The organism is Brevibacillus laterosporus DSM 25 (assembly GCF_002706795.1).
Classification (GTDB): domain Bacteria; phylum Bacillota; class Bacilli; order Brevibacillales; family Brevibacillaceae; genus Brevibacillus_B; species Brevibacillus_B laterosporus.
This window is the reverse complement of record NZ_CP017705.1, coordinates 1,693,384-1,712,128: the sequence shown is the minus strand read 5'-3', so window position 1 is coordinate 1,712,128 and position 18,745 is coordinate 1,693,384. Positions and strand designations below refer to the sequence as shown.

Below are 18,745 nucleotides of genomic sequence, written 5' to 3'. Positions count from 1 at the left end.
TAATAAGACAATAAGGAGATGACCTATATGACAACAATTATTACAGATATTTACGCTCGCGAGATTCTTGATTCCCGTGGTAACCCAACTCTTGAGGTAGAGGTATACTTAGAAGACGGTTCTATGGGCCGTGCAGCAGTTCCATCTGGTGCTTCCACTGGAGCACACGAAGCAGTTGAGCTTCGCGATGGTGACAAATCTCGTTACCTAGGTAAAGGTGTAACAAATGCTGTTGCAAACGTAAACGATACAATCGCTCCTGAGCTAATCGGTATGGACGCTACTGACCAAGTTGGTATCGACATGACTATGATCGCTTTAGATGGTACTCCAAACAAAGCAAAATTGGGCGCTAACGCTATTCTAGGTGTATCTATGGCAGCAGCTCGTGCAGCAGCTACATCTCTAGGTGTATCCTTGTACAACTACATGGGTGGATTCAATGCGAAAACTCTTCCAGTTCCTATGATGAACATCCTAAACGGTGGAGAGCACGCTGATAACACAGTAGATATTCAAGAATTCATGGTTATGCCAGTAAATGCTCCTTCTTTCAAAGAAGCTCTACGTATGGGTTCTGAAATCTTCCACTCCTTGAAAAAGGTTTTACATGATAAGGGTCTTAACACAGCTGTAGGTGATGAAGGTGGTTTCGCTCCTAACTTGAAATCTAACGAAGAAGCGATCACTACGATCCTAGAAGCGATCAAAGCTGCTGGATACGAAGCTGGTAAAGACGTATTCATCGCTTTAGACGTAGCTGCTACTGAAATGTTCAAAGATGGTAACTACCACTTCACTGGTGAAGGTGTAGTTAAAACGACAGAAGAAATGGTTGCCTTCTATGAAGACCTAGTATCAAAATACCCAATCATCTCTATCGAAGACGGATTGGCTGAGGATGACTGGGAAGGTTGGAAGCTTCTAACTGACCGTCTAGGAAGCAAAGTTCAATTGGTTGGTGACGATTTGTTCGTAACGAACACTGAGCGTCTAATTACTGGTATTGAAAAAGCAACTGCTAACTCCATCTTGGTTAAAGTTAACCAAATCGGTACATTGACTGAGACTTTCGATGCGATCGAAATGGCAAAACGCGCTGGTTACACAGCAGTTATCTCTCACCGTTCTGGTGAAACAGAAGATTCCACAATCGCTGACATCGCGGTTGCAACTAACGCTGGTCAAATCAAAACAGGTGCTCCATCCCGTACAGACCGTGTTGCGAAATACAACCAATTGCTTCGTTTGGAAGATGAATTGGGTGAAACAGCTCGTTACGGTGGCCGTGCAGCATTCTACAATCTTAAAAAATAAGCTTGTAACCATACAAAAAGGACATCTTTGCTTTTGCAAGGATGTCTTTTTTTGTGCTCATTTTAATAGATGATTACTTTGTGTACATTTCATACTATAATGACAATCATTGATTGAAACCATCGGTAATAATTAAAGATAAGGTGGAGTTTTGTATTGAATAAAATGGATCGGATGTTGGCGATAGTACTAGAACTACAAAGGAGGGGAACAGCTCGCGCTGAAGACTTGGCAGCTACATTTGAGACGAGTGTTAGAACCATTTATAGAGATGTACAGGCTCTAAGTGAAGCAGGTGTTCCACTCATAGGTACGCCAGGACAAGGGTATTCCCTGATGGAGGGATATTTTTTGCCACCGATACAATTTACACCAGAGGAAGCAGTCACTCTTTTAGTAGGTACAGAATTTGTTGAGCGTTATTTTGACCAAGCTTATCTAGCGAAGGCTCGAACCTCTAAATCAAAAATTGAGTCCATCTTACCTGAAAAAGTACGCAGGGAAGTAGAAAAAGCGCGTGCAGATATCAGATTGCTTATGGGGAAAATAGATAAGGCTCGGGGCAAAGAAATGGAACATATGAGTTTGTTGAGACGAGCGATAGCAGACATGAAAAAGGTGCGATTTAGTTATGTAAAGGCTACGACTACTTCTCATGAGAAGACAGCAAGAACAACTGATCCATATGGACTCCTATTGGTAAATGGAAGCTGGGTCTTACTTGCGTTTTGTGAGCTACGGCAGTCTATTAGGCATTTTCGATTAAGTCGCATGCAGGAATTAGTTTTGGAGGATAAGCAATTTGAAAGACCAGATGATTTCAAACTACATACCTATGTACCACCAGATAATCGCCATCTCTTTGTACAAATTCTTTTAGACCCCTGCATGGCAGAACGCTTGGAGGAAGAGAACTACTATTACGTAGAGAGTGTAGAAGAACAAGAGCAGGGATTGCTGGTGACATTGCGGATTCGTCACTATGATGAAATCGTTTCTTGGATTCTAAGCTGGGGTTCTGATGTCCGAGTTATACAACCTGAAGGGTTAAAACAACGGGTGTTGGAGGAAATTCAGAAAATGTTACAGCACTACTGACATACTGGTGTCAGGATACCTGAAGTATGATATCCCTATAAAACCAGAGAGGGGTAAATCCATTATGAATAGGAAAGAAACTTTACAACGCTTCGAGGAACTTACGAAAACATATTTGGATGAACTAGAAAAAATGGACTTACAAGAATTAACCCAAAAGCCTGCTGATGACGAATGGTCCTTAGGCCAGATGTATTTGCATATCATTCATTCGGCTCTTACTATGCAGCTTCAAAACATAAAGGTCTGTCACGAACAGCAGGAGGGAGTGGTGCTCGTATCTGGAGAAAAAACAGAGGCAGGTATTCAAGTTTTTGCTCAGGGTAGTTTTCCACCGATTAAAATACATGTTCCACCTACAAAGCAGTACACACCACCTCAGCCAACAACGAAAGAAGAATTGGTGCTAGGCTTGAAGAATGTGCTGGACAGAATGAGGAAGTGGGGGGAAGTGATTGAGGATATTCCATCTCATTTAAAGATGCTGCATCCAGCCTTAGGAGCATTGAATGCGCAAGAGTGGTATGCTTTGGTGGAAATGCATTATCGCCATCACCTTTTACAAAAAGAGCGACTACAAGCTTTTTTATCACAAAGGAAGCAATAAAAACAAAGAAGCTCTGACGTCATTAGGACGATCAGAGCTTTTTGACTATATCAGATAAAGGCGCTCGTCTGATATATATTGTTGATGTGTTTGGAAGAGTAAATGAATTATTTCTTTTCAGACAACCATTTAGATACTGCTGATATTTCCTTTGCATCTTTAAGAATACCTTTTGGCATAGAACCTTTACCGTTTTTGATGACATCACTTATAGCTTTTTCATCAAGCTGTGAGCCGATGTTTGCAAGTGCAGGACCTACCATACCTTCCAAGTTTTGACCGTGACAGGATGTACAATTTTGTTTAACGATTTGTTCAGCATTGATATTGGTAGTTCCACCAGCTCCGCCGCCCTTTGCTTCTTCGCCATGTTTAGGCGGATAAATAATAGAGGCTACGAGGAACAGTACGAAAACGAGGAACAAGATACCAAAAGAGAACCCAAATGCTTTCGCCGAGTCAACTACGTCGTTTTGATTCACGTCTTTCTTAAAGTTTGAACCAGCCATGCGAAAGGAACCTCCTAGATACTAGATATAAGAATGAAACCTACTTGCATTTTACGGGAAAAGCAGTGTTCTTGCAAGGAAAGTGACACACTAGTTCACAATGTACACAATTCTGACAATATTTAAAGAACTTATGTTTTCTTACCTTATTATAGAAACATATGCAAAATGATGGATAACGTAAGCGCTTTTATAGGTAAAAAAGGTAAAGATTAAAAGTACAATAGATTGATTAGTCTAAAAAAACCTGACATTTATCATTATAAAACCTTGGCATTTTTTTGTATAGAGAACCCATAGTCTGGAAGTGTATGGAAAGGATAATTAAGCAAGTTGTTGTTCCCTTTTAATTGTGGTAAAGTAAACATTATAGACAATGAAGGGTCGGTTGTACTTACATTGTAACGAGGTGAAATGGTATGCTAGCTTTACTTGCAAAGATTTTCTTAATAGTTTCCGCTATCGGTTTGATTCTTGTCGTTCTTCTACAATCCGGTAAAAGCGCTGGTCTTTCTGGTGCAATTAGCGGTGGAGCTGAACAACTTGTTGGTAAACAGAAAGCAAGAGGAATGGATGCTGTTTTAGGTAAAATCACAGTGGTTCTCGCTGTAGTGTTTATGTTATCCGCTATCTTGCTGGCATTCTTCCTTCAAGCAAAGTAAATGGTAAAAAGACAGCAGACGCATTTGTGTTGCTGTCTTTTTTTATACGCATTTCTACATATGATGGTACAAAGAAAAAAATGACGGGTACAATAGTAAGGAAAGTATTACGAAATAAGAACATGTTTTTTGTTGAACATAACTTGGCATACTAAAACATAATCAAGAAAAAAGGAGCTTTTACATGAAAGATATAGATATCCTTTCCTTTATGAGGGAACAGGCGTATCATCCCATGACAATACATGAGCTAGAGGAAGCGTTTGCCTTACAGGGCTCAAGCAATTTTAAGCAACTAGTGAAAACCTTGAATCAGCTTGAGGATAATGGAGAAGTCGTACGTACGCGTGCTAACCGCTATGGAATTCCAGAAAAAATGAACTTGGTTCGCGGTAGACTACAAAACCATCCTAAAGGATTTGGCTTCGTGATTCCTGAGACACAAGGTGAAGAGGATGTGTATGTGCATTCCAACGATATGCAGGGAGCAATGCACGGGGATACGGTACTCGTTCGAGTGGAAAAAGAGGCCTTCGGAAGTCGTTTGGAGGGTAAAATCATTCGCGTTGTGGAACGTAGCACGAAAACGATTGTCGGAACCTATCAGGATCAGCAGCACTATGGTTTTGTTATTCCAGATGACAAGCGGGTTGGGAAAGATATCTTTATTCCACAGCAAGCAGTAAATGGGGCTGTAGATGGCCATAAAGTGGTTGTAAAGATCGTGAAGTACGCAGAGGGTAGAGGTAACCCTGAGGGTGAAGTAACCGAGATTCTAGGGCATAAGAACGACCCTGGGGTGGATATCCTTTCGATTATCAGAAAGTTTAACTTACCGGAGGGCTTTCCCGATGATGTGCTAGCCGAAGCTGAAGCGGCTCCTGATCACATTTCTGATGAAGAAATTAAGGATAGACGAGACTTGCGTGAGCGTATGATGGTCACCATTGACGGAGCAGATGCAAAGGATTTGGACGATGCTGTTTCTCTGGAGCAATTAGAGAACGGGAATGTACGTCTAGGTGTTCACATTGCTGATGTTAGCTATTATGTAAAAGGAAAATCGGTTTTAGATCAGGAAGCATACCGACGTGGTACAAGTGTGTATCTTGTGGATCGAGTCATTCCGATGATCCCACACCGATTATCAAATGGAATTTGTAGTTTAAATCCCAAAGTGGATCGACTAACGATTACCTGTGATATTGAGTTTGATGCAGGGGCTAATATTGTTTCACATGACATTTATTTAAGTGTTATTCGTACCAATGAGCGAATGACATATGCAGATGTGCGCAGTATTTTAGTTGATCAGGATCAGGAGTTACGTGAGAAATATCATGAATTAGTCCCGATGTTTGAAAGCATGGAAGAGCTTTGTCTCAAATTACGTAAAAAACGGATGCAACGCGGGGCTATCGATTTTGATTTCCGTGAGGCTAAGATTTATGTAGATGCTGAAGGTACACCAACCGATATCGGCTTCCGTACACGCTCCATAGCTGAGCAAATGATTGAAGAGTTTATGCTAGCAGCCAATGAAACGGTTGCGGAGCACTTCCATAAGCTGAAGCGCCCTTTTATTTACCGGATTCACGAAGATCCAAAGGAAGAAAAGCTACAAAACTTCATGGAATTTATCACTAGCTTTGGATACAGCGTGCGAGGTAAGGGAACGTCGGTTCATCCAAAAGCATTGCAGCAATTGTTAGAAGAAATCAAGGGAACACCAGAAGAAGTAATCATTAGTACGGTATTGCTTCGTTCCATGAAACAAGCCCGTTACGATGCTGAAAGCCTTGGACACTTTGGTTTATCTACCGATTTCTACACGCATTTTACTTCTCCTATTCGCCGTTATCCGGACTTAATTGTGCATCGGATGATTCGTTTATGGCTGGAGAAAAAGCAGCTGGATGCAAAAGAAGAAGCATATTGGACAGCGGAAATGCCAATCATAGCAGAACATACCTCGCAACGAGAACGTGTAGCTGTAGATGCTGAGCGTGAAACAGACGATCTGAAAAAAGCAGAATTCATGCTACAGCATATTGGTGAAGAGTTCGAGGGTGTGATTTCTAGTGTCACCTCCTTTGGTATCTTTGTAGAGCTTCCAAACACAATTGAAGGATTGGTCCACGTAAGCTATCTAACTGATGACTATTATAATTACCATGAAAAAATGTATGCTCTTATTGGTGAACGTACAGGTAAGCAGTATCGTATTGGCGATGAGGTTTTGGTACGTGTGACTACTGTTAATGTTGACGAACGCACCATTGACTTTGAAATTGTAGGTATGAAAAAGCCAAGTGAGCTACGATTTAATAGATCGCGTCAGGCAAAAGTGATTAGTGGTAATGGTCGAGATAAAGATCTTGGTAGTAATCGAAAACAGCGTCGTTCGAAACCTTTTAAAGACGCGGGTCCGGCGGCTGCTAAACGGAAGCGTAAGCAGGAACAAAACCAAGGCGGCGGGACAAATACACGTGGAAAAGATGCTCAACGTCGTTCAGCCGGTAAAGGCGGAGCAGGACGTTTTATAGCACTTCCAGGGCAAGAAAACACAGAGGGTAAGGAATCTGTGGAACCGAAACAAAAGGGCTTTTGGGAGGATTTTGTAAGCTCCAAGCAAAAGAAAAAACGAAATTCCGTGGTGAAACAAGCGAAACGTAAGCGGAGATAAATGAGGAAGAGTCGTAGGAAGGCAATGGAGTTCAAAGCCATTGCCTTCTTGTCTTATTTTTGTTAAAATTAGAGGTACTACTCTTGCTCAGATGAGGTGATTTCCGTGACCGTTTCTAAAAAAGGAACAAAAACTGTAGCCCAAAACAAAAAAGCCAGACATGATTATCACATTGAAGAAGTGATGGAGGCAGGTATCGAGCTAACCGGTACGGAAATCAAGTCGATTCGAGGCGGACGAGTGCAGCTAAAGGATAGTTTTGCTCGTATTGTTAATGGGGAGCTTATCTTGTATAACGTGCATATTAGCCCTTACGAACAAGGCAACCGATTTAATCATGAACCTGAACGCAATCGTCGTTTGTTGATGAAGCGTTTGGAGATTCTGAAATTAAACAGCTTGATTCGTGAACAGGGATATTCCCTTGTTCCACTTAGCATTTATCTAAAGAACGGCTGGGCAAAGCTTGAGCTTGCTGTTGTCCGTGGTAAAAAGAATTATGACAAGCGTGAGGATCTGAAGAAAAAGGATGCCCAACGCGAGGTTGCGAGAGCGCTTAGAGACCGTCAGAAGGTTTAGAGGAAAAGAACGGTTTCAGGCGGCAGTTCTTCCAACTCTGCCAGTAACCCACATTGAGATTTTCACGTAAGCTGTGGTAGTATAGGTGTACAACGATGAACGATTCGAGACATCGTTACAAGCCATTTATTTATATGAGGCTGTGTAGTAAAGAAAAACTGAATAAGTTTTCTTTGCTCTTTCTATCCTGGGGGCGTTTTGGATTCGACGGGGATGGTAGAGCATGAGAAGCGAGCCGGGGGGCTGCGGACCTCGTCAACAACGCGGAAAGCCATTAACTGGCAACAAACAACTTTCTCTAGCTGCCTAATCTCAGCTAGGTGCTACCACTCCATCGCCCATGTGGCGTGACTAGCACTCACTCTTAGTGGGATACGCCTGAGGCTTCCGTCTGGAGCCGATGGAAGAAGATCAATCAGACTAGGTAGCGGGTCAGCGCGTCACTCCGCGAATCCACTACCGAAATCTAAATGAGTGACTGCGCTCGGAGATGCTCATGTATCGCTGTTTTCGGACGGGGGTTCGAATCCCCCCGCCTCCACCTAACAAATCCACAATTTGGTCATGAAGATAATATCTATCACCTTTTCGACATAACTACCGATGAATTTCTTGATTTCAGGAATGTTTTCTCAGTTACATAAGTCTTGAACATGCCAAACAGTTGCCGCAGGATGTCCTCCGTGATGACTGTTTTTTTGTTATTCAGATCGAGTTCTTTGATGTTAAACTCCAGATGGTTTCTCTGCTCCTCTAGTTCCGTCATTTTTTCCATGAACGTCGCTTGAGTGAAGCCTTGGGCAACTGCCGAAACGATGTTGTCGAGCTGTTTGTTGACTTCCTGGAGTTTGGCTTTTAGTACCGACAGATCTTCCTGCCGCTCAGTATTCAGCGAGTTCTAATGCTCGTTCAACTGCTCGACTAGATGGGGGATCACATCGTCATTGAAAATCTGGGCGTGTAGTTCGGAAATCACGAAGTTTTCGATGTGCTCTCTTCGCAATTCCTTGTTGTCACATTTCTTTTTGCTGTCTCGATTGCCACTCCGGTATGTCACGTACGTCATTTTGTTTCTGTCGATGGGGTGGGAGTTGTCCATCATAGCGAACTCGTGATCGTGTTTCTCAAGGCATTCGCCGCAGACGATCAGGCCGCTGAGGAGATAGGTTTCTGTTGCCTCGTACGCTGCTGGAGAACGCTTGTTGCCTTTCATTTTTTCAAAGACTTTCTGGTAATCTTCGGGGGAGATGAGGGCTGGCATTCCGTCTGGGACGAGGACCACATCCTCATCGTCTTTTATGGCATGTCCATTACGCTTGCCGAAAGGTTTTCCCAGCTTTATTTTGTAGCCTTTGGCGTTGGTGCATCGATGATTTTGTTGTACCCGTACCCATCCAGTTACATAGAAAAGATCATTTTAACTTGAGCAGCTTCTGTCTCGCTAATGACGTACTGTTTGGAGACTGGATCGACGTCGTAACCGAGGGGAGAGAGACCGCCTGTATGCTTGTATTGAAAGGCATTTTCTTTTATGCCTTTCATCACTTCTCGGGTTAGGTTTTTGCTGCAGTATGCCGCCATTCCTTCGATAACAGATTCAAGCATAATACTCTCAGGTGAGTCATCCAGGTTTTCTGTCACACTCAGAACTCGTACGCCATTCTGTCTTAGTTTTCTTTTATAGTGGCTATTGTCGTACCTGTCGCGTCTGAAGCGGTCTAGCTTGTGGACGATTACGTATTCAAACAGGTTGAGTGCGCTATCATGAATCATTTTTTGAAATTCAGGTTGCTTGTCCGATGTAGCACTTTTGGCTCGATCTGCGTAGACCTTTACGATTTCGAAGTTGTTTAGTTTGGCATACTCCTCAATGGCTCGATTTTGAGCATCGATTGATTCGTCTCGCTGGTTGTCGCTAGGGCGTGTTTTCAGACTTTGAATGCGTCTTAAAATTTGGTAAACTTTTCATATGGGAAGACGATACGAACTACGCGCCGACCAATGGGAAAAGCTTAAAGACCTCTTGCCACCTGAGCGGAAGGCACAAGGCAGACGTCCGGCGAAGGACAATCGCCAGATGCTGAATGCGATACTTTGTGTGGTCCGCTCGGAAGCAGCATTGCGGGATCTGCCCGACTATTATGGAGCGTGGCATTCCGTGTATATGCGGTTCCGCCGCTGGGAACAAGCGGGCCTGCTCGACCGGCTCGAAGTACGGGACGCTGAACCGGATGCCGAAAGCTTCATGATCGATGCCTCCATCATCCGGGTTCACCAGCACGGGGCCAAAGCAAAAAGAGGCAGCAATTCCAAGCGATCGGAATTTCACTGGGAGGCTTAGCCTCCAAAGTCCACGCGGTCGTGGACGCACTCGGCTACCCGTTGAAATAGGAAGGAACACCGGCAACGTGAACGACTGCGTAACGGGCTATGAGATCCTGTAAAAGATGGATGTCGAAGGCAAGAACGTTATGGCAGACTACGGGTATGACACAAACAAGATCTTCGCACTGCTGGAAGAGAAGTAGGCGCATGTGGTCATTCCCAGTTGCAAGCATCGCACCGTCCAACGTCTAACCGATGGGCGGCTGTTCAAAGAGCGTCACTTGGTCGAGTGCTTGTTCAACAAGCTGAAGCATAATCGCCGACTGACGACCCGGTACGATAAATTGCCTCGTACCTTTGTCACTTTCTTAAAGCTCGCCTCGGCTATGATTTGGTTGGCTTAGGCTTTGAAAACACACCCTAGAAATATCCTAACCACCATTAAATTGTTGTCGGAAAAGTTTGATATCAATTGAAGGGGCTCTCAGAATGTTGCAATTTGAATTATCCGGCCTGCTACTGTATCGCCCTCATTAGCGTATCAGTTGTGACTGCTTTACTTAACAATAAAAAATCATAAGAATATACATTCCATGACAAATATCTGTCTCTATGGGCTATTAATAAAGCTGAAGTGGTTTGGTGTTTTTTGAAGTGGCGAAAATGTTTCTGATCCTAAGATTCCAGAGTAGATACATACATATCAGTCTTAGAAAGGAGATTGCCGAATGAGCCTTCTATTAAATTCCGTAAAAGAGGCGACATATCTTGTTGTTCCTAAAGCAGAAAGATACCGTCCAATCTGCTACGTTTTCTATCAGAAGTACCGTCAGGAATACAACTCTTATATGTTCCTGGATGATGTGTATCAAGAATTAGTAACGTCAGAGCAGTTTGGCTCTCACTTTAAGGATTACTCCGAGAAAGAATTGGAAGAAGACCTCAAGGCGCTCGTGAAATGGAACAACCTGATCGTCCATCAAGACGAATCCCATGCACAACGCATCGAGGATTTTTATAAACGCAAGAATTATTATGAGGTCACGCAATATACCATTTCACTCGAACGTACGCTTGAGGAGATGCAGCATAATCTGCAGGCGATCCGCGGTGGATCGTTCGAGCGCGTTTTGGCGGACCATATTTTAGAGGACCTGACCAAACTTCGCAGGTGGAGACCTTCGGACAATGGGACGTTGGGCGATATCCGCAACATCTGGCGGGACCTCATGTCCCGATTTGAAGCCCTTCGCAACGGTACCGCCGACTTTTTGTCACACGTAAACAGCGAACCATATGAACGCCTGATCCGCACGGAGTCATTTTTGCCGTACAAAGAAAAATTTGTATGTCTGTTAAGCGACTTCGTGGTCGGCATTATGGAGAAGAAAGATTTGATCGAGGAGCGCCTCGGGTTCATCGATGAAAGTGAGATCGGGCACATTATTTCCGCGATTGTTTCTTACGAAGCGGAGCAGCAGATTGATGATAAGTTTGAGGTGGAGCTTGCCTCCGAGCGAAGAAGGGCAGAATGGCTCGGTTTTAAAGGGTGGTTCGTGGAGATCAATGGCCGCAAAGCGAGTTCCCGATTTCTCATCGAGCAAACCCGCGGCACCATCCAAAAAATTGTACGGATTGCAGATCAGATCAGCGATAAATTCAACTACTTTAAAAGCCGCAAGAATGACTATTTGGAGCTGGCCCGTATTTTTGCGAACACTTCGGACTTGCGGGACTGTCATGTTATTGCTGGCGCGATGTTTGGCGTTTCCACCACAAAACATTTCTTAGTCCCACGTAAATCTGAGGATGATAACACTAAGCACGTGTGGGAATGTGTTCCATTCGAACAGCCGCTCAACAAAAAGACGCCTGGGAACCGCAACGGACGCACCAAACTGCCTGTATACGAAGATCCCTTAGCACAGATGTCTCTGGTTCAGGAACATCTGGAGAAAACGCGGATGGTGCAAGAGCAATTCAACAGCCTGATCAAGGACGGAAAAATTACGCTGGATGAGATCGGTGTCGTGTATCCCGAAGTGCGAGATCTGCTACTTGAGTTGTTGGGACAAGCCATGATTACAAAAGGCTTAAAAAGCCGAACGGAAGACGGGCGCCGATTTTATCTTAGGTTACGTTCCAGCAAGCGTATTCGCCTGCGTTCCACTGATGGTACACTGACGATGAATGATTACGAATTCGTGTTTATGGAGGAACAGCATGGGTAAAGATCGGTTGGTGCTTCAGGAATGCATTGAAGCCCTGTTTCATTACCACTGGATTCATCGGGACACGCAGGCGGACCTGTATTTTCAGATTCTCGCTCGAAAAGCGGAAATTGCCGACATGGTGCGCGAATACTTCGGTTATCGTTTACTCCTGCGTAATGAGTTTATCAAACTAGAGAAAATTCCCGTCTCGACAAAGCCGTTTATGGGCATTGGCGACTTTACGACGTCGCTCCACTATTTGTTTTTTTGCTGCTTCCTTGCTTTCTTGGAAGACAACGGGGAAGACAAGCAGTTTACGCTGCATAACGCTTGTGATGCCATCCGTATGTATTATCCTGAAGAAGCCGTTCCTTTCGCCTGGGAGGAACGTTCGCACCGTAGGGCCTTTGCAGATGTTCTGCAGCATTGCGTGGAATTGAGGCTCGTCTATGTCGTGGACCGTGACATCGACGGGTTTCGAGACGATGAAAGGTATGATGTTTTGTTTCAGACCACGCCTTATTTTCGTCACTTCGCACCGCTTTACTTCTTTGATCTCAGCAAAATCCAAAATCGTAGTCAGTTGGAAGAGTACATTGCGAAAGAGATTGCCAATGGCACAACCCCGAGACAACGGCTCCTGCGCAGATTCTTTTTAGAATCGGCCGTATATGATGACGAACTGTCAGCAGAGGAAGTCAAGCTTCTGGAAGAGAGGGAAGAGCTAGAGAGACTGAACGAAATGATTTCAGGACCGTTTGAATATTGGCAACTCGAACGGTACCATCGCACGACGATGCTCACCCATGCAGAAAACCGTTACGGTGACTATTATCCCAAAGATGATCAGATTTCAAATGCAGCCGTGCAATATGCAACCCTCATTTGGGATAAGGTAAACAGCCAAGAAGTAGCTCTTGACCATAACGGCCGTGTTCTATGTTCGGAATATGAGGCGATCAAATGGTTTCAAGAGATCAAAGATCTGCATAGCCATGGGTGGACCAAATCGTTTACGGAACGGCCTGTCACCGTCATTTGGAGAGAAGTTATGGAGTATATGTCTTACTTTCATATGGCGGATGCGCTTACGGACAAGCAGGTTGTATTTTATTCCGCTGCGGGCCGCGTTACAGGGGAATACGTATCTCAATCTATATAAACGGAGGTGATAGGCGATGAGCACGTTTCATTTGAATCGCTTCGGTCTAATAAATTTCTGGTATCACGGTGATACGGTTTTTGAGTTTAGCAATGGGCGCCTTTTTGTCCGCGGTGCCAACGGCTCTGGTAAATCGGTATCCACTACCATGGCAGTGCCATTTTTGCTCGACGGCGATAAGCGACCGTCGCGCCTTGACCCATTCGGCTCGCAAGATCGGCGGATGATCGATCTTTTGCTCGGCAATAAGCATGTATCAAAGCGCGACGAAGGCACAGGATATCTCTACATAGAGTACCGTAAAGGAAACACCTTTGTAACCGTTGGCATCGGCTTGAATGGAAAACGGCGGGAAAGCGACAACACCATGCGCACGTGGTATTTCATTCTCCGCAACAAGCGCATTGGGTATGACATTCAGTTGTATGAAGAAAAGATTGTAAGCGGGGAAGCCAAAAAGTTTCCTCTTACCAGGGGGGACTTGGCAGACCGCATTGGCGGGGACGGAGAAGTTACCGATAGCCAGCAGCGTTACGTGGAGATCGTGAATCAAGAAATCTATCGGTTTAAAACCACGCAGGAATTCAAAGAACTGATCGGCGTGCTGCTCCAGCTCCGAAGTCCGAAGCTCTCCAATGCTGTGAAAGCGAGCGAGGTGTCCAACGTTCTCTCCGATGCTCTTCCAGAATTGTCGCAATATGAATTGGCCCCGCTCTCCTCGGCGTTGGAGAGCATGGATAGCCTGCAAGAAAAGAAGACTCGTTTTGGCCGGGAACTCGGTTTCCTTACGATGTTGGCGGACGCGTACGATACATACAACCAGCTCTCTCTATATGAAAAGGCGAGATATCTCGTATCCAGCGAGAAGCGGTTTAATGAATCTATGAAGCGCATGAAGGATTATAAAACCGCCGAAGCTGCGGCATTGGTAACCAAAACAAATCTAGAGCGGCAATGGACGGAACAATCCAATATCAAAGAGACCCTCCAGAGAAAAATCGTCTCCCTGCAAGATCACCCCCTCTTTACACTGGAGGAAGAGTTAGGTAAGGTAAAGGATGCCCTGCAGGAATCAGAGAACAAACTGCGAGATAAGGCCGAAGCCATGGAGAAGAATAAAGGACAACAACGCCAGGTGGAGGATCGAATCAAGCGAAGTGAAGAAGAGGAATACAAAGCTGCTAAAAGCCGCGAGGATGCGCTTTCGGAGATGGAGTCGCTAGCGGATGAGGCCTATTTCTTGCCCCACACCGCCTTGAGTCAGCACTTCGAATCCAGTCTCGAAAGTTTCTCAGACGCGGGATTTAAAAATTGGCAAGAAACCCTTCAGGGGCATCACGGCAAGGTGCAGGACATTGCGAGTCAACTTCGTTCCTTGCAATCTCGCCTCGAACACGAGGATCGGATGCAGCGACATGTGGCGGTCGAAGAAGAACGCGAAGAAGGAATCGAGGCAGAGATTCGTGCCTTGGAGAAAGAAATTGCCGAATGTGCCGCCTCGGTCGAACACGCCGTTATAGAATGGGCAGAAGGTGCACAACAATTACAGGTTCAGCCTACCGAGTTTCTCGAAGCAAAGGAAATACTGCAAGGGGTTGGCGACCTTCTGGATGACTCCTCCCCTGCGGCGGTTACGGATTGGTTAAACGTTTTGTACAACAAGCGCCTCGGCGCACTTCAAGAAGAGCGAGCAAACCTTACGGCCTCCATTGGTCTTCTACAAAAGCAAATTGAGGAAACGGAAACAAAGGTGGAAGAGCTGTCTGCGCAAACGGAGATAGAGCCCGATCTTACCGCTTCTGAGGTGGTGGAAATGGAGCGTTTGCGCGCACAGAACATCCGCGCCGCTTATTTTTATGAAACAGTTGAATTTATGGAAAACATAGAGCCGTCCGTGAAAGAAGCCATCGAAGGCGCTATTACACGCGCGGGCTTTCTAACGGCCCTTGTGGTGCATGAAAGCGATCGTTCGATGGTTGCCGCTTCCATGACCGTAGTACAAACAGGCTCTTATAAAGAAGAAAATCTGCTGACTTACATGCGCTCGACACCGATAAACGGGCTCTCCGAGGCTGACATCCGCGCCGTGCTGCAAACTATATCCATTGTTCCCCATGAGGAAGGATATGTGCTTGAAACGGGTGAATTCCGCAGCGGCATGGTCGGGGGGCTGGCGCCTCGATACGAGGATGCGTACATCGGAAAATCCGCGCGGGAACAAATTCAGGCACGCAGGTTGAAAGAACTGCAAAAGTTATGTGAAGAACTCATTCACAAAAAAGACAATCTGGAATCTAAACGCTTTTCCGTGGAAAAGCAGCAGAGCCTGCTTCATATGGAGCGGGATATGTTCCCGTCTCTCGAGGGGCTAAAGGATTCCCTTGCCTGCCATGAAAACAAGACTCGGGAGCGTGTCGCCCAGCTCTCCTTATTGGAACGGCTCCAAAACGATCTGCGTGTGTATCGCAACGAGACCCAAGTCGCGCGCAATGCGCTCCATTATGTAGCGCAGGAACTGGAGCTCCCGCTTACGCACGCCAGCTATCAACAAGCGCTCGGCGATATTGCACGCTACAAAGAAATGCTCGCTGAGCTTCGCGTGGCCCACACCGCGTGGCTTGCTGAGATTAAATCGCTATCTGACCTTACAGCAGAGAAAGAACGTTTGGTTGATTATTATGAATTCCTTACCGATGAGAAAACGGATCTTGAGCGGAGCATTGCCAGGAACAAATCGCTGGAGGCGATGTATCTCGAGCGGATTGAGGATCTCGGTGATACAGACGTGAAACAGGAGATCGAGGAAGCAAGAAAGGCGGCCCAGGCGGCAGATCAGCTATTGGAAGATTATAGAAAACAAATTACTGAAGCAGAAATTAACATCCGTACACTTGCTGAGAATCATGAGAAAGAACAGCCGCAAATGGAAGAGCGGCTGAGGCTTTTGAATGCGTGGACGAAATTGTATCAAGAGGAGCTGTCTCTCGGTTTTGTATGTCCTCCGCAGAGTGCTTCCCAGGTAGTGAAGGCGCTGGAGGAAACGTGCAAGGCACTTTCGTCGGATGTGGTGCTTTCGGCGCTAAAAGATGCAGAAGGCCACGCGCAGCGCGAACTTGCGGATTACAATCTAAAGCAGTCGCGTCGCACGATCCAGCTTGAGATTCAGGCAAAAGACAAGGAAGCCCCGTCCTGGCAGATCCTTGAACAGCACTGCTCGCGGCAATTCCTGGTCTTTTTGCCCCAGCATGTGGAGAGCACGCCGCGTGAAGTACACCGTGATGTGGATGATCAATTAAAGCTCATCTCACAACATATTCAGGAAGAGGAGCAGAAGTTGTTTGAAAAGGTGCTCATTGATGTCGTCGGTACTGCGATCCATGAGAAAGTGCGGGCCGCGAAGCGTTGGGAACAAGACGCGAACGTGATGCTGCAGCGTGTGACGGGCACCATCCAGATGCGGCTCGAATGGGTTCCTCTCACAAGCAAAGAAGAAGACCAAATTTCGACAACGGAGTTGCTGTCGTACTTGTCTAAAGAGTCCATCTATTTGACGCCGTCGCAAAAGGAAAAAGTACGCCTGCACTTCATGTCCAAAATCAATGAAGCACGCAAAAAGTGCAAGGACGACGCGAGTTTCTCCATGTTTGAAGAAATGAAGAATGCGCTGGATTATCGTAGATGGTTCCGTTTTGACATGTTCATCACGCGCAAGGGTATTCCAGAGGAGCGCTTTACGAACAAGGTGTTCGGGGAGCTCAGCGGCGGGGAAAAGGCCATGAGCATCTACTCGCCTTTGTTTGCGGCGATAGCGGCCAAATATTCGTACGCCGCGCCTGATGCGCCACGTATCATTTCATTGGATGAAGCGTTTGCGGGCATCGACAGCGAAAATATTGCGCAGATGTTCCAGCTCGTACACGATTTTGAGTTCGATTATATTATGAACTCCCAGGTGCTGTGGGGCTGTTACGAAACGGTAGATGAACTCTCCATTGCTCAAATTCTTCGCTCTGTGGATTCCCCTGTGCTCGCTGTTGCACGTTACTATTGGGACGGCAAAGAAAAACATCATCTATCGCTAGAGCAAAGTATCGAGGAGCATTCCCGCAATGCAGGATAACAGGCAACTTGTGGAGATTTTTCGGCGCAGCGGCGGCTTTGGCCGCCTTTTCGACTTGTATCGTAAGAAGTTTGAAAGTTATGGGGCATTCGGCACGGTGCAAATGCGGCCCACCGGAGAAGAGGAAAAAGCTCTACGCGGTTTTCTTGGCGTTCGCTACAAGGGACCTCGTTTCCCAGCCGCCGCCTTTGAAAAAGCGGCCATAGAAGCAGGATACTCGGCTTCACTGCTTGAATTGTTGGAGTTATACTACGGCTGTCAACTTTCCACCAAACGCGAACAAAAAGACTTAAGACTATCGGCTTGGACGAATCTTTTTGTTCGAGTAGAACGAGATTTTATTACCCAATTCAATATCTCAAATACTGATCTTGAAAATTTTATTCAAAAGACATTTAACTGGTTTCAAAGATTGAAGGAAGGAGAAGCCAAAGGTTATAGGGTTTTGAGAACGGTTTTTGACAGAGAAACGAATGCCTATTCAGAATTGTTAACATGTTTGAGTGCCTTATGGCATTTGCTCATGAGAAAAGACGAGATGCTTAAAGAACGTGGAATCTCTACTGGCAAAATTAGATTACCTATGTTCGCTGCTTATGTTACTGAGGATTCACATGCCTTCGATAAAACAAATGCATTAGGAAGATTATTATGGAGTGCCCTTAATGATATAAATAGCCAAAGCCTAAAACTAAGCGGAAATGTTGATAACGATACGACAGTCATGCCAGAGTATTTGTTTGAACGTCAAATTTATAGGAATTTCGACGTTCTGGACGATGATCTTAGTTCGATTTCACATGTTTTTGTACCCCATCTAATTAAAGGCACATCTCCTCGTACGTTAAATTTACGGGAAATCGAAGAGATGAAGCAATATCCAAAATATTCGTCATTGTATATTATCGAAAATCCGTCTGTCATTTCTTATCTAGTTGATGAAACCATTCATTTTCTTAATTTAAACAAATTTTCATTAGAGCAACTTCCATCAGATTTTCCAGTTCTACTTTGTACTATCGGACAGGCAAGAACTGCTTCTAAAGTATTTATAGAAAAATGTCTTGAAGCAAACCCAAGTTGCGTTATTTACTATTCTGGGGACCTTGATGTTCCAGGCATTCAGATGTTAAACAATATGAAGGAGCAGTTCTCAGCAGAATTTTACGCTTGGCGTATGGAAACTTCTATATATCGTAATTATGTTGCACCCAAAAGCAAACCTTTATCTGATGCAGACTTAAAAATCCTTCAAGGATTAGAAGGCGGCTTAGCAAAAGAGATGATACAGATTAAAGCAAAAGTTTACCAGGAATCATTTGGGAAAGAACTGAGAAGTAATTGGATTAAAGAAGTATCTTCTGTGATTTCTAAAAATCAAGTAGATAAATGAATCAAGGCAGGGATTATAATTCTGCTTATGATAGAGTGTGTTTCAAACTATGAACGGGCATAAGAATTTGGTAA

The 18,745-nt window shown here is 44.9% G+C and carries 14 protein-coding genes and 1 other RNA gene; 12 read left to right on the top strand and 3 right to left on the bottom strand.

Annotated elements, in window-relative coordinates; translation table 11 throughout:
- The first annotated feature begins 27 nt into the window (after positions 1-27).
- The 3 genes from eno to BrL25_RS08190 all read left to right on the top strand — a co-directional run bounded on the left by eno (position 28) and on the right by BrL25_RS08190 (position 3,022).
- Complete coding sequence (gene eno, locus BrL25_RS08200; RefSeq protein ID WP_018670229.1) at positions 28-1,317, top strand: phosphopyruvate hydratase; 1,290 nt, start codon at positions 28-30, stop codon at positions 1,315-1,317.
- A gap of 156 nt (positions 1,318-1,473) precedes the next feature.
- Entirely contained in the window at positions 1,474-2,415 is a 942-nt protein-coding gene (locus tag BrL25_RS08195; protein ID WP_018670230.1) for a helix-turn-helix transcriptional regulator, read from the top strand.
- Positions 2,416-2,479: 64 nt separating this feature from the next.
- Positions 2,480-3,022: a DinB family protein gene (locus BrL25_RS08190; RefSeq protein ID WP_018670231.1), complete on the top strand. Its 543-nt coding sequence runs from the start codon at positions 2,480-2,482 to the stop codon at positions 3,020-3,022.
- A 107-nt stretch (positions 3,023-3,129) separates the two neighbouring features.
- On the opposite strand, the gene BrL25_RS08185 is transcribed toward BrL25_RS08190, so the two are convergent.
- Complete coding sequence (locus BrL25_RS08185) at positions 3,130-3,531, bottom strand: c-type cytochrome (protein ID WP_018670232.1); 402 nt, start codon at positions 3,529-3,531, stop codon at positions 3,130-3,132.
- A 419-nt stretch (positions 3,532-3,950) separates the two neighbouring features.
- On the opposite strand from BrL25_RS08185, the gene secG reads away from it, so the two are divergent.
- From secG to ssrA, 4 genes are all read left to right on the top strand, one after another.
- Positions 3,951-4,193: a preprotein translocase subunit SecG gene (gene secG, locus BrL25_RS08180; RefSeq protein ID WP_018670233.1), complete on the top strand. Its 243-nt coding sequence runs from the start codon at positions 3,951-3,953 to the stop codon at positions 4,191-4,193.
- A gap of 184 nt (positions 4,194-4,377) precedes the next feature.
- Positions 4,378-6,879 carry a ribonuclease R gene (rnr, locus tag BrL25_RS08175; RefSeq protein ID WP_018670234.1) on the top strand — a complete coding sequence of 834 codons (2,502 nt, stop codon included), beginning with the start codon at positions 4,378-4,380 and terminating at the stop codon, positions 6,877-6,879.
- Positions 6,880-6,984: 105 nt separating this feature from the next.
- Positions 6,985-7,458 carry an SsrA-binding protein SmpB gene (gene smpB, locus BrL25_RS08170; protein ID WP_018670235.1) on the top strand — a complete coding sequence of 158 codons (474 nt, stop codon included), beginning with the start codon at positions 6,985-6,987 and terminating at the stop codon, positions 7,456-7,458.
- A gap of 189 nt (positions 7,459-7,647) precedes the next feature.
- Positions 7,648-8,002: a transfer-messenger RNA gene (gene ssrA, locus BrL25_RS08165) on the top strand.
- Positions 8,003-8,356: 354 nt separating this feature from the next.
- Here the strand turns inward: ssrA and BrL25_RS25580 are convergent.
- Positions 8,357-8,740, bottom strand: a complete 384-nt coding sequence (locus BrL25_RS25580; RefSeq protein WP_236847814.1) for a recombinase zinc ribbon domain-containing protein — start codon at positions 8,738-8,740, stop codon at positions 8,357-8,359.
- 116 nt (positions 8,741-8,856) lie between these two features.
- The gene (locus BrL25_RS25575; protein WP_236847817.1) at positions 8,857-9,330 is read right to left on the bottom strand and encodes a recombinase family protein; all 474 of its coding nucleotides are present in this window, start codon (positions 9,328-9,330) and stop codon (positions 8,857-8,859) included.
- Positions 9,331-9,427: 97 nt separating this feature from the next.
- Between BrL25_RS25575 and BrL25_RS08155 the strand changes: the two genes are divergently transcribed.
- From BrL25_RS08155 to BrL25_RS08130, 5 genes are all read left to right on the top strand, one after another.
- Positions 9,428-9,799 carry an IS5/IS1182 family transposase gene (locus BrL25_RS08155; RefSeq protein ID WP_018670236.1) on the top strand — a complete coding sequence of 124 codons (372 nt, stop codon included), beginning with the start codon at positions 9,428-9,430 and terminating at the stop codon, positions 9,797-9,799.
- 712 nt (positions 9,800-10,511) lie between these two features.
- On the top strand, positions 10,512-12,014 hold the full coding sequence (locus BrL25_RS08145) for a TIGR02677 family protein (protein ID WP_018670237.1): 1,503 nt from the start codon (positions 10,512-10,514) through the stop codon (positions 12,012-12,014).
- Positions 12,007-13,158: a TIGR02678 family protein gene (locus tag BrL25_RS08140; protein ID WP_018670238.1), complete on the top strand. Its 1,152-nt coding sequence runs from the start codon at positions 12,007-12,009 to the stop codon at positions 13,156-13,158. Before BrL25_RS08145 ends, BrL25_RS08140 begins: the two co-directional genes overlap by 8 nt.
- Positions 13,159-13,174: 16 nt before the next feature.
- Positions 13,175-17,278, top strand: a complete 4,104-nt coding sequence (locus BrL25_RS08135) for a TIGR02680 family protein (protein ID WP_018670239.1) — start codon at positions 13,175-13,177, stop codon at positions 17,276-17,278.
- Entirely contained in the window at positions 17,268-18,671 is a 1,404-nt protein-coding gene (locus BrL25_RS08130) for a TIGR02679 domain-containing protein (protein WP_018670240.1), read from the top strand. Before BrL25_RS08135 ends, BrL25_RS08130 begins: the two co-directional genes overlap by 11 nt.
- Positions 18,672-18,745: the final 74 nt, after the last annotated feature.

What these genes read in the sequence shown, in the direction of transcription:
- eno (WP_018670229.1), top strand. Translation starts at nt 28, where the DNA reads ATGACAACAATTATTACAGATATTTACGCTCGCGAGATTCTTGATTCC.
- BrL25_RS08190 (WP_018670231.1), top strand. Translation starts at nt 2,480, where the DNA reads ATGAATAGGAAAGAAACTTTACAACGCTTCGAGGAACTTACGAAAACA.
- BrL25_RS08185 (WP_018670232.1), bottom strand. Translation starts at nt 3,531, where the DNA reads ATGGCTGGTTCAAACTTTAAGAAAGACGTGAATCAAAACGACGTAGTT.
- secG (WP_018670233.1), top strand. Translation starts at nt 3,951, where the DNA reads ATGCTAGCTTTACTTGCAAAGATTTTCTTAATAGTTTCCGCTATCGGT.
- rnr (WP_018670234.1), top strand. Translation starts at nt 4,378, where the DNA reads ATGAAAGATATAGATATCCTTTCCTTTATGAGGGAACAGGCGTATCAT.
- BrL25_RS08155 (WP_018670236.1), top strand. Translation starts at nt 9,428, where the DNA reads ATGGGAAGACGATACGAACTACGCGCCGACCAATGGGAAAAGCTTAAA.
- BrL25_RS08145 (WP_018670237.1), top strand. Translation starts at nt 10,512, where the DNA reads ATGAGCCTTCTATTAAATTCCGTAAAAGAGGCGACATATCTTGTTGTT.
- BrL25_RS08140 (WP_018670238.1), top strand. Translation starts at nt 12,007, where the DNA reads ATGGGTAAAGATCGGTTGGTGCTTCAGGAATGCATTGAAGCCCTGTTT.
- BrL25_RS08135 (WP_018670239.1), top strand. Translation starts at nt 13,175, where the DNA reads ATGAGCACGTTTCATTTGAATCGCTTCGGTCTAATAAATTTCTGGTAT.
- BrL25_RS08130 (WP_018670240.1), top strand. Translation starts at nt 17,268, where the DNA reads ATGCAGGATAACAGGCAACTTGTGGAGATTTTTCGGCGCAGCGGCGGC.